Origin of the sequence: Pseudomonas sp., assembly GCF_051660785.1 — a bacterium.
Classification (GTDB): domain Bacteria; phylum Pseudomonadota; class Gammaproteobacteria; order Pseudomonadales; family Pseudomonadaceae; genus Aquipseudomonas.
In genome coordinates, this window is record NZ_JBOFQE010000102.1 from 46,868 (window position 1) to 57,593 (window position 10,726).

Here is a 10,726-nt window from a genome sequence, read left to right on the forward strand (position 1 = left end):
GGGCAATGCTGCCCCGCTCTCGATTCGCGTCACGTGTTATTCGGTTTCCAGATCGATATCGATGCCGAGGGAACGAATTTCCTTGATCAACACGTTGAAGGACTCGGGCATGCCCGGCTCCATACGGTGATCGCCATCCACGATGTTTTTGTACATCTTGGTACGGCCGTTCACATCGTCCGACTTCACTGTGAGCATTTCTTGCAGAGTGTAAGCAGCACCGTATGCTTCCAGTGCCCAGACCTCCATCTCCCCGAAACGCTGACCACCGAACTGTGCCTTACCACCCAGCGGCTGCTGGGTAACCAGGCTGTACGAACCGGTAGAACGAGCGTGCATCTTGTCGTCTACCAAGTGGTTCAGCTTCAGCATGTACATATAGCCAACAGTAACCGGGCGCTCGAACTTGTTGCCGGTACGGCCGTCGGTCAGCTGCATCTGGCCGCTTTCCGGCAGGTCTGCCAGTTTCAGCATGGCCTTGATTTCGCTTTCCTTGGCGCCGTCGAACACTGGAGTGGCCATTGGAACGCCGCCACGCAGGTTCTTCGCCAGATCCAGGATTTCCTGGTCGGAGAAGCTATCCAGATCTTCGTTGCGACCGCCGATTTCGTTGTAGATCTCGTGCAGGAACTTGCGAAGCTCGGCGACTTTGCGCTGCTCTTCGATCATCCGGTTGATCTTCTCGCCCAGACCTTTGGCCGCGAGGCCCAGGTGGGTTTCAAGGATCTGACCAACGTTCATACGCGAAGGTACGCCCAACGGGTTGAGGACGACGTCGACCGGGGTGCCATTGGCATCGTGCGGCATGTCTTCAACCGGCATGATCACGGAGACCACACCTTTGTTACCGTGACGACCGGCCATCTTGTCGCCCGGCTGGATGCGGCGACGGATTGCCAGGTAAACCTTGACGATTTTCAGCACGCCTGGAGCCAGGTCATCGCCCTGCTGCAGTTTGCGCTTCTTGTCTTCGAACTTGTCGTCCAGCAGACGGCGGCGATCAACGATGTAGGCCTGAGCCTTCTCGAGCTGCTCGTTCAGAGCATCTTCAGCCATGCGCAGCTTGAACCACTGACCATGCTCAAGACCGTCGAGAACTTCGTCGGTGATGTCCTGACCTTTCTTCAGACCGGCGCCGCCTTCGGCTTTGTGGCCGACCAGAGCGGAACGCAGACGTTCGAAAGTAGCGCCTTCAACGATACGGAACTCTTCGTTCAGGTCCTTGCGGATCTCGTCGAGCTGAGTCTTCTCGATCGACAGTGCACGAGCATCACGCTCAACGCCGTCGCGGGTGAAGACCTGTACGTCGATGACAGTACCCTTGGTGCCGGTAGGCACACGCAGGGAGGTGTCTTTAACGTCGCTGGCTTTTTCACCGAAGATCGCACGCAGCAGTTTTTCTTCCGGAGTCAGTTGGGTCTCGCCTTTCGGAGTGACCTTGCCTACCAGAATGTCGCCTGCGCCTACTTCAGCACCTACGTAAACGATACCGGCTTCGTCCAGTTTGTTCAGTGCAGCTTCACCCACGTTCGGGATGTCTGCAGTGATTTCCTCTGGCCCAAGCTTGGTGTCACGTGCCACACAGGTCAGTTCCTGAATGTGGATCGTGGTGAAGCGGTCTTCCTGAACCACACGCTCGGACAGGCAGATGGAGTCTTCGAAGTTGAAGCCGTTCCATGCCATGAACGCGATGCGCATGTTCTGGCCCAGAGCCAGCTCACCCATATCGGTGGACGGACCGTCGGCCATGATGTCGCTGCGCTGAACCCGATCACCTTTACGCACCAGCGGACGCTGGTTGATGCAGGTGTTCTGGTTGGAGCGGGTGTACTTGGTCAGGTTGTAGATGTCGACACCAGCTTCGCCGGTTTCAACTTCATCATCAGCAACACGAACCACGATACGGCTGGCGTCGACGGAATCGATAACACCGCCACGACGAGCCACGACGCAAACGCCGGAGTCACGGGCTACGTTACGCTCCATGCCGGTACCGACCAGCGGTTTGTCAGCGCGCAGGGTTGGTACAGCTTGACGCTGCATGTTCGAACCCATCAACGCACGGTTGGCGTCGTCGTGCTCGAGGAACGGGATCAGCGACGCAGCAACCGAAACTACCTGCTTCGGCGATACGTCCATCAAGGTGACGTCTTCCGGCGCCTTGACGGTGAACTCGTTCAAGTGACGAACAGCTACCAGCTCGTCGATCAGGACTTTCTTGTCGTTCATCGTGGCCGAAGCCTGAGCGATCACGTGATCAGCTTCTTCGATGGCGGACAGGAACACGATCTCGTCGGTGACCAGAGCGTCTTTCACCACACGGTACGGGCTCTCGAGGAAGCCGTACTGGTTGGTGCGCGCATAGGCAGCCAGGGAGTTGATCAGACCGATGTTCGGACCTTCCGGCGTTTCAATCGGGCATACACGACCGTAGTGAGTCGGGTGTACGTCACGAACTTCAAAGCCAGCACGCTCACGAGTCAAACCGCCAGGGCCGAGTGCAGAAACACGACGCTTGTGGGTGATCTCGGACAGCGGGTTGTTCTGGTCCATGAACTGGGAAAGCTGGCTGGAACCGAAGAACTCTTTCACCGCCGCAGCCACTGGCTTGGCGTTGATCAGGTCTTGCGGCATCAGGCCTTCGCTTTCAGCCATCGACAGACGCTCTTTGACCGCACGCTCAACACGTACCAGGCCAACGCGGAACTGGTTCTCGGCCATTTCGCCTACGCAGCGAACACGACGGTTACCCAGGTGGTCGATGTCATCGACGATGCCTTTACCGTTACGGATGTCGACCAGAGTCTTCAGTACCGCGACGATGTCTTCTTTGCACAACACGCCCGAACCTTCGATCTCGGTACGACCGATACGACGGTTGAACTTCATCCGGCCGACCGCAGACAGGTCATAGCGCTCAGGGCTGAAGAACAGGTTGTTGAACAGAGTCTCGGCAGCGTCTTTGGTTGGCGGCTCGCCTGGACGCATCATGCGATAGATCTCGACCAGCGCTTCCAATTGGTTGCTGGTGGAGTCGATCTTCAGTGTGTCGGAGACGAACGGACCGCAGTCGATGTCGTTGGTGTACAGAGTTTCGATGCGAACAACCTGAGCCTTGGCAATTTTGGCCAGGATCTCGGTGTTCAGCTCGGTGTTGCACTCTGCCAGGATTTCGCCGGTTGCCGGATGCACGATGGCCTTGGCGGTAGTGCGACCCAGGACGTAGTCCAGTGGCACTTCCAGGGTCTTGAGACCGGCTTTTTCGATCTGGTTGATGTGGCGCGCAGTAATACGACGACCAGCCTCAACGATGACCTTGCCCTTCTCGTCCTGAATATCCAGAACAGCAATTTCACCACGCAGACGCGAAGCAATCAGTTCCAGACTGAGGGTTTCGCCGCTCAGATGGAAAACGTTGGTGGTGTAGAACGCGTCGAGCACTTCTTCAGTGGTATAGCCGAGCGCGCGCAGCAGTACCGATGCAGGCAGCTTGCGACGACGGTCGATACGCACGAACACGCAGTCTTTCGGGTCGAACTCGAAGTCCAGCCACGAACCGCGGTAAGGAATGATGCGCGCGGAGTACAGCAGTTTACCAGAGCTGTGCGTCTTGCCACGGTCGTGGTCGAAGAACACGCCCGGGGAACGGTGCAGCTGGGAAACGATTACACGCTCGGTACCGTTGATTACGAAGGTACCGTTTTCAGTCATCAGGGGGATTTCACCCATGTAGACTTCTTGCTCTTTAATGTCCTTGATCGCTTTGTTCGACGATTCTTTGTCGAAAATGATCAGGCGCACTTTTACCCGCAAAGGTACGGCGTAAGTTACACCGCGCAATACGCATTCTTTGACATCAAATGCCGGTTCGCCCAGGCGATAACCGACGTACTCCAGCGCAGCATTGCCGGAGTAGCTGATGATCGGGAAAACGGATTTGAAGGCCGCATGCAGGCCCACGTCGCGGAACTGATCTTTAGTCGCTCCCGCTTGCAAGAATTCACGATACGAATCCAGCTGGATGGCCAGGAGGTACGGCACATCCATGACGTCCGGCAACTTGCTAAAGTCCTTGCGGATACGTTTTTTCTCAGTATATGAGTAAGCCATCAGCGTTCCCCAGCTTGGTCACCTGCTTGTTTGGCCCCTCCCGACGGGAGCAGCCAGAAAATCGTGCAAACCCCATGGTTTGCGCCACCGCATCGGGTGGTTACAGCTCGTTACCAGCACCGACCCAGTCGGCTGCCAATAACGGAAAAAGGCCGGTGGCAAGAGCCACCAGCCATCAGCCTTTCGCTTAACGCTCGGGCTGGAGGAGCAAAGTCGATGCTTACTTCAGCTCGACTTTAGCGCCTGCTTCTTCCAGAGTGGCTTTGGCTTTGTCAGCTGCGTCTTTCGAAACAGCTTCCAGAACCATGCCTGGAGCGCCGTCAACTACAGCCTTGGCTTCTTTCAAGCCCAGACCGGTCAGTTCACGTACTGCCTTGATCACGTTAACTTTCTTCTCGCCAGCTTCCAGCAGCATGACGTTGAATTCAGTTTGTTCTTCAACAACAGCAGCGACAGCAGCTGGACCAGCGGAAGCAGCAGCAGCGGAAACGCCGAACTTCTCTTCCATGGCCTTGATCAGCTCAACGATTTCCAGAACGGATTTTTCGCCGATTGCTTCGATGATTTGGTCGTTAGTCAGAGACATGACTATAAATTCCTGTATTGGGGTGACAGCCTACGCGGCCATCGAAATAAACAATAAACGCTGAAAGGAGACGCTCAGCCTTAGGCTGCAGCTGCTTCTTTCTGGTCGCGAAGAGCCGCCAGAGTACGAGCCAATTTGCTGGTTGCGCCTTGAATCACGCTCATCAGCTGAGAAATTGCTTCGTCACGGGTCGGCAGGCTTGCCAGTACGTCGATCTGATTAGCCGCGAGGAACTTGCCCTCGAACGCAGCTGCCTTGATCTCGAACTTATCCTGACCTTTTGCGAACTCTTTGAAGATACGGGCAGCAGCACCCGGATGTTCTTTGGAGAATGCAATCAAGGTCGGGCCAGTGAACACGTCGTTGAGCACGTCATATTGAGTGCCGGCAACGGCGCGCTTGAGCAGGGTGTTACGTACAACACGTACGTATACGCCAGCTTCACGAGCCTCTTTACGGAGTCCGGTCATAGCGCCTACTGTTACGCCACGGGCATCAGCCACGACAGCGGACAGAGCAACTTGGGCAGCCTTGTTGACTTCAGCGACGATGGCCTTCTTGTCTTCAAGTTTAATTGCCACGGGAAAAACTCCTGCTTGTTACCGTTTCATCCAACCGAGGCCAGATGTCGTTTTGGTGTCTGATTCGGTAAGGAACCGGGAGCACCATCTGCGTAGGCTTGAGGTTTAAGACTTGCGTCGCCTACGGTCTTGGATAGCCCCCGCCAGGCAGGGACCCCAATCTTTCAATTGGCGCAATCGCTTGCGCCAATCTTTGTCTTACGCGTCGAGCGAGCCTTGGTCGATGACCAGGCCTGGACCCATGGTGGTGCTCAGGGTAACGCGCTTGACGTAAATACCTTTCGAGGAAGCTGGCTTGATACGCTTCAGATCAGCGATCAGGGCTTCAACGTTTTCCTTCAGCTTGACGGCATCAAAGCCGACCTTGCCAACGGAGGTGTGAATGATGCCGTTTTTGTCGGTGCGATAACGAACCTGACCAGCCTTGGCGTTTTTAACCGCGGTAGCTACGTCTGGAGTTACGGTGCCGACTTTAGGGTTAGGCATCAGGCCGCGCGGGCCCAGGATCTGACCCAACTGACCAACAACGCGCATGGCATCCGGGGATGCGATAACTACGTCATAGTTCAGGTCGCCGCCTTTCATTTCAGCAGCCAGATCGTCCATACCTACACGGTCAGCGCCGGCAGCCAAAGCGGCCTCAGCAGCTGGACCCTGGGTGAACACAGCTACGCGAACGGTCTTGCCAGTGCCGTGTGGCAGCACAGTAGCGCTACGAACAACCTGGTCAGATTTACGCGGGTCAACGCCCAGGTTTACAGCAACGTCGAACGACTCGCTGAACTTGACAGTCGACAGCTCAGCCAGCAGAGCAGCAGCGTCTACAAAGTTGTAGGACTTGCCTGCTTCGATTTTGCCGGCGATAGCCTTTTGACGCTTGGTCAACTTAGCCATTACACACCCTCCACGTTAAGGCCCATGCTACGAGCAGAACCGGCGATAGTACGCACGGCTGCGTCCATATCAGCTGCAGTCAGATCCGCGTTTTTGGTTTTCGCGATTTCTTCCAGCTGAGCACGGGTCACGGTGCCAACCTTAACGGTGTTCGGACGAGCGGAACCGCTAGTCAGACCGGCCGCCTTCTTCAGCAGAACCGAAGCAGGTGTGGATTTGGTTTCGAAAGTGAAGCTACGGTCGCTATAGACAGTGATGATCACTGGAGTCGGCAGACCTGGTTCAATACCCTGAGTACGGGCGTTGAAAGCCTTGCAGAATTCCATGATGTTCACGCCGTGCTGACCCAAAGCAGGACCAACAGGTGGGCTTGGGTTAGCCTGAGCGGCCTTCACTTGCAGCTTGATGTAAGCGGTAATCTTCTTGGCCATGAGGCACTCCAATTACGGGTTCGAACGCCTCGAAAGGCTCCCCGGTTACTTGCGCGTTTATCCCAGTGACGACAAAACCCCACAGCCTAGGGCTGCGGGGTTGGGATGCTTGCTCAGCTAGACCTTTTCGACCTGACTGAACTCTAACTCTACCGGAGTAGAGCGACCGAAAATGAGCACTGCCACTTGGATCCGGCTCTTTTCGTAGTTAACTTCTTCGACCGTGCCGGTAAAGTCGGCAAACGGACCGTCGTTGACACGTACCGACTCACCCGGCTCGAACAACGTCTTCGGCTTCGGCTTGTCGCTACCATCAGCAACGCGACGCAGAATCGCTTCTGCCTCTTTGTCTGTGATTGGCGCAGGCTTATCAGCAGTACCGCCGATGAAACCCATCACCCGAGGAGTATCCTTGACCAAGTGCCAAGTACCCTCATTCATGTCCATCTGAACCAGCACATAACCTGGGAAGAACTTGCGCTCGCTTTTGCGTTTCTGGCCATTACGCATTTCAACCACTTCTTCAGTGGGAACCAGAATTTCGCCAAAGCCATCTTCCATGCCAGCCAGCTTTACGCGCTCTACTAACGAGCGCATGACATGCTTCTCGTAACCGGAGTAAGCATGCACAACGTACCAACGCTTAGCCACGGGACACCCTTAGCCGACAATCAAGGAAACAAGCCAGCCGAGCAGGGAATCAAGCCCCCACAACAGCAACGCCATAACCAGGACCACAGCCACAACAATCAGCGTGGTCTGCGTGGTTTCTTGGCGAGTTGGCCATACGACTTTACGAATTTCGGTGCGAGCTTCCTTGACCAGTACAAAGAAAGACTTGCCCTTGACTGTCTGCAGGCCTACAAAGGCAGCTACAGCAGCAATGGCGAGCAATGCAAGTACGCGATACAGGATTGGCGAAGCAGAGTAATACTGATTGCCAACAACGCCAACAACCACCAAAGCGACTACTACCAGCCACTTGAGCAGATCGAAGCGAGAGCCTTGAGCTTCAGCTTTAGGAGTCATCTATGAAGATCCTGTGAAAAGAAAGCCAGACACACCAAGTGAATCTGGCAGGTCAGGAGGGAATCGAACCCCCAACCTACGGTTTTGGAGACCGTCGCTCTGCCAATTGAGCTACTGACCTAAAACAAAATCAGGCCGACCATTATGCCGACCCGAAAAAGACATTACAACAATTTACTCGGCAGCCCTGACTTCAACACCAAAACCACCCGCACGATCACCCAGCAAAAAACAACAAGACGCGACCGCAACCATTAAAACAAAGGCAGATATTTTCATATCTGCCTTGTTATATGGAGCTCTTGAGCGGATTTGAACCGCTGACCTCACCCTTACCAAGGGTGTGCTCTACCAACTGAGCTACAAGAGCGTAACACTTTGCAGGATCTGCAAACCTGGAGCGGGTAGCGGGAATCGAACCCGCATCATCAGCTTGGAAGGCTGAGGTTCTACCACTAAACTATACCCGCGGAGCTTGCAGCTCTCGCTAAAAATGGTGGAGGGGGAAGGATTCGAACCTTCGAAGTCGTAGACGTCAGATTTACAGTCTGATCCCTTTGGCCGCTCGGGAACCCCTCCTAAGCGAGCCGGCATTCTATATCATGCCGACCTTCTGTCAAGCATTTTCTCATTAAAAACCTGAGGTTAGCTGCGTTGACACCGCCTTGCACCGTTGACCCTTAAAGGTCTTCACTGCGAAGCGGGCGCCATTCTATGCAAACTATCCCGCAGGCGCAACCCCCTCACACGGCATTATTTTATGTTTTAACTCATTGAATTCTCTGGAAAGGTTTAGCAGCTGAAGATCATCCACTAAACGCCGGCTTTCGGGCGCTACACGGACCCAGTAACCAGCAGAATCAGATGAGTCTTTTGGCAAAGATTGAAATTTGATATCCATCCCACCCAATCGCCGCTCAGCTGCCAGCGCGATCTCCTGACGAGTGAAGCCACCCAAATAGAGACACCCACTGTCCGGCGACGCAGGCTTTCCTTTTTCACGAGCCGAATCAGTCGCCTCGCTCAGCAAGCGGATATCCTGCTGCGATCCTCGGTACAAACTTAATGGCGTGACGTCTTTCGCACGCAGCGGGGCCTCTTGTTGATGCCAGATGTAATAGAAGACATTGAGCACAAGCAGCAAAAGGAACAACCAACGCATAAAAACCTCAAGACAAAGGACATGCCATCGCCAGACCTACAAACACCAGGTCTGGAACCAGCCTGGCATCAGGCACGATTTCAGAGACGAGCGCTGCATCACCTCCGGTGAGGAATACAGCAAAATTTTCCCCCCAATAGCCACGCGCCATTTCTAACTGAGTCAGGACGAAACCCCTCAACATAAGCGAACATCCCCGTTCAACCGCTTCGACAGTTGTACGGCCAGGCACGAGGCTTTCCAGGGCGCGCTCGGCAGCAATATCGCCGTAGCGAATCTTGCGGGTATGGGTTCGCAACTGATTGCGCATCAAAGGCATTCCTGGACAAATAAACCCCCCAAGATGCTCTCCGTCTCCCGCAATGAAGTCAGCAGTCACAGCGGTGCCGAAATCGAGTACCAGGCATGCTCCTGCGGCCAGGTTAAATCCACCGAGCATGGCCAGCCAGCGATCAAGCCCCAACCGCTCGAACTCTTCGTATCCATTTCGAACGCCAGCCATCTCGCGCGCCGGCGCAGCGCATATCGCGGACACAGAGAACGCTTTCGCCAGCAGAGATGTCAACGCAGCAGTCTCTTCGGTTGTTCTGACACTGACGAGTCGGCACTGCTTGAGGGCCAGCCCTTCGAGCCCACTCAGGCTTTCCAGCAATGCGAGATCCGAATCCACCACGCCCTCACCAAACACCCGCCTGGCATCCGCATGGAGAACCCGCCACTTTATGAAACTGTTTCCGCAGTCGAGCTCAAGAATCATCACGCAACCTCAGGCTGAGCTCACCACCACTAAATACTTTTTCCACACCATTTACCTTCAAGCGCAAGGCACCCTGACTGTCGATACCCAACACCTCACCATCTATCTGGCTGACTCCAGCAATCAATGAGACTGCGCGCCCTTGCCAAAGATGGTTCTGCTCCCATTCCTGCTGGATAGCGGAAAACCCATCGGCCTGATGGCGAGCCAGATACTTCTGAAGCATCAACCCTAATTGCGCGACGAGTTGATTGCGATCAAACACCCTGCCCGACTCCAGCCGCATGGATGTCCATTGCTGATCAATCTCGTCCGTCGCCTGCATGTTCACATTAATTCCAACACCTAGCACCACGTGACACACATCAGCAGGATCACCCACCAGTTCGAGCAATATCCCGGCAATCTTTTTCTGGCCAACCAAAACATCATTGGGCCACTTCAAGCCCGCGGTCGGTATGCCGAGATCCCTCAAAGCCTGCATGACAGCAAGCCCGACCACAAGACTCAGCCCTTCGAGCTGACGCATTCCGCCCTCGATGCGCAATACGAGGCTGTAATAGATGTTTTCCGCGAATGGACTGGCCCAATTACGGCCACGCCGGCCACGCCCCGCAGTCTGCCGTTCGGAGAGCACCAAAAATGGCGCAGCCTGGCCACGCTCGATTGCGCGCAAGGCCTCAGCGTTAGTGGAGTCAATTGAGTCGAAGACCAGAATAGGCCAATCACACGAGGGCGCCTGTTCTTTTATGTCGACAGGATCAAGCAGCGTCAATGGCGCAGCCATTTGGTAGCCGCGACCACGCACCTTGTGGATGGACAAGCCTAGTTCAGCCTCCAAATGCTGAAGCTGCTTCCATACCGCACTACGACTGATACCCAAGGCGACCCCCAGGGCCTGACCCGAATGGAACTTGCCATCCTTAAGAAGCTTCAACAACGTCAGCATGCAAGTCTCGCCTCACAATGAGGCCCGCATGATAGCCATGCCCCGAGCAGTTGCATAGAAAACCCGAGAGCCAGTACTTTCCTGCGAACAAAACAAAACCCCAACTGCTTTCGCAATTGGGGTTTCGGAATTTAATCTTGACGATGACCTACTCTCACATGGGGAAACCCCACACTACCATCGGCGATGCATCGTTTCACTGCTGAGTTCGGGATGGGATCAGGTGG

At 55.0% G+C, this 10,726-nt stretch carries 10 protein-coding genes, 4 tRNA genes and 1 rRNA gene; all 15 read right to left on the bottom strand.

The window, feature by feature from the left end; genetic code table 11:
- Nucleotides 1-36: 36 nt before the first annotated feature.
- Complete coding sequence (rpoB, locus tag ACRC4F_RS28980; RefSeq protein ID WP_157712996.1) at nucleotides 37-4,110, bottom strand: DNA-directed RNA polymerase subunit beta; 4,074 nt, start codon at nucleotides 4,108-4,110, stop codon at nucleotides 37-39.
- Nucleotides 4,111-4,330: 220 nt separating this feature from the next.
- Nucleotides 4,331-4,696 (bottom strand): 50S ribosomal protein L7/L12, encoded by a 366-nt coding sequence (rplL, locus tag ACRC4F_RS28985; protein ID WP_010467258.1) that lies wholly within the window; start codon nucleotides 4,694-4,696, stop codon nucleotides 4,331-4,333.
- Between the two features lie 80 nt (nucleotides 4,697-4,776).
- The gene (rplJ, locus tag ACRC4F_RS28990) at nucleotides 4,777-5,277 is read right to left on the bottom strand and encodes a 50S ribosomal protein L10 (RefSeq protein ID WP_010467255.1); all 501 of its coding nucleotides are present in this window, start codon (nucleotides 5,275-5,277) and stop codon (nucleotides 4,777-4,779) included.
- A 198-nt stretch (nucleotides 5,278-5,475) separates the two neighbouring features.
- Nucleotides 5,476-6,171, bottom strand: coding sequence for a 50S ribosomal protein L1 (gene rplA, locus ACRC4F_RS28995; RefSeq protein ID WP_007896626.1), 696 nt, complete (start codon nucleotides 6,169-6,171; stop codon nucleotides 5,476-5,478).
- Nucleotides 6,171-6,602: a 50S ribosomal protein L11 gene (rplK, locus tag ACRC4F_RS29000; protein WP_003210097.1), complete on the bottom strand. Its 432-nt coding sequence runs from the start codon at nucleotides 6,600-6,602 to the stop codon at nucleotides 6,171-6,173. The genes rplA and rplK overlap by 1 nt, the downstream gene beginning before the upstream one ends.
- A gap of 117 nt (nucleotides 6,603-6,719) precedes the next feature.
- The gene (gene nusG, locus ACRC4F_RS29005) at nucleotides 6,720-7,253 is read right to left on the bottom strand and encodes a transcription termination/antitermination protein NusG (RefSeq protein WP_007896622.1); all 534 of its coding nucleotides are present in this window, start codon (nucleotides 7,251-7,253) and stop codon (nucleotides 6,720-6,722) included.
- A 9-nt stretch (nucleotides 7,254-7,262) separates the two neighbouring features.
- A complete protein-coding gene (gene secE, locus ACRC4F_RS29010; protein WP_008145488.1) occupies nucleotides 7,263-7,631 on the bottom strand; it encodes a preprotein translocase subunit SecE in 369 nt (122 codons plus the stop codon).
- Between the two features lie 45 nt (nucleotides 7,632-7,676).
- Nucleotides 7,677-7,752, bottom strand: a tRNA-Trp gene (locus tag ACRC4F_RS29015).
- A 173-nt stretch (nucleotides 7,753-7,925) separates the two neighbouring features.
- Nucleotides 7,926-8,001 (bottom strand) — tRNA-Thr (locus tag ACRC4F_RS29020).
- A gap of 26 nt (nucleotides 8,002-8,027) precedes the next feature.
- Nucleotides 8,028-8,101: transfer RNA gene (locus tag ACRC4F_RS29025), tRNA-Gly, on the bottom strand.
- 24 nt (nucleotides 8,102-8,125) lie between these two features.
- A tRNA-Tyr gene (locus ACRC4F_RS29030) sits at nucleotides 8,126-8,210 on the bottom strand.
- A gap of 142 nt (nucleotides 8,211-8,352) precedes the next feature.
- Entirely contained in the window at nucleotides 8,353-8,793 is a 441-nt protein-coding gene (locus ACRC4F_RS29035; RefSeq protein WP_438662390.1) for a hypothetical protein, read from the bottom strand.
- A gap of 7 nt (nucleotides 8,794-8,800) precedes the next feature.
- The gene (locus tag ACRC4F_RS29040) at nucleotides 8,801-9,550 is read right to left on the bottom strand and encodes a pantothenate kinase (RefSeq protein WP_438662391.1); all 750 of its coding nucleotides are present in this window, start codon (nucleotides 9,548-9,550) and stop codon (nucleotides 8,801-8,803) included.
- Nucleotides 9,540-10,499 carry a bifunctional biotin--[acetyl-CoA-carboxylase] ligase/biotin operon repressor BirA gene (gene birA / locus ACRC4F_RS29045; protein WP_438662392.1) on the bottom strand — a complete coding sequence of 320 codons (960 nt, stop codon included), beginning with the start codon at nucleotides 10,497-10,499 and terminating at the stop codon, nucleotides 9,540-9,542. Before birA ends, ACRC4F_RS29040 begins: the two co-directional genes overlap by 11 nt.
- Before the next feature lie 135 nt (nucleotides 10,500-10,634).
- A 5S ribosomal RNA gene (gene rrf / locus ACRC4F_RS29050) occupies nucleotides 10,635-10,726 on the bottom strand; the annotation flags it as partial.

Coding starts and splice junctions, on each gene's coding strand:
- rpoB (WP_157712996.1), bottom strand. CDS start 4,110: ATGGCTTACTCATATACTGAGAAAAAACGTATCCGCAAGGACTTTAGC.
- rplL (WP_010467258.1), bottom strand. CDS start 4,696: ATGTCTCTGACTAACGACCAAATCATCGAAGCAATCGGCGAAAAATCC.
- secE (WP_008145488.1), bottom strand. CDS start 7,631: ATGACTCCTAAAGCTGAAGCTCAAGGCTCTCGCTTCGATCTGCTCAAG.
- ACRC4F_RS29040 (WP_438662391.1), bottom strand. CDS start 9,550: ATGATTCTTGAGCTCGACTGCGGAAACAGTTTCATAAAGTGGCGGGTT.
- rplK (WP_003210097.1), bottom strand. CDS start 6,602: ATGGCCAAGAAGATTACCGCTTACATCAAGCTGCAAGTGAAGGCCGCT.
- birA (WP_438662392.1), bottom strand. CDS start 10,499: ATGCTGACGTTGTTGAAGCTTCTTAAGGATGGCAAGTTCCATTCGGGT.
- ACRC4F_RS29035 (WP_438662390.1), bottom strand. CDS start 8,793: ATGCGTTGGTTGTTCCTTTTGCTGCTTGTGCTCAATGTCTTCTATTAC.
- rplA (WP_007896626.1), bottom strand. CDS start 6,171: ATGGCTAAGTTGACCAAGCGTCAAAAGGCTATCGCCGGCAAAATCGAA.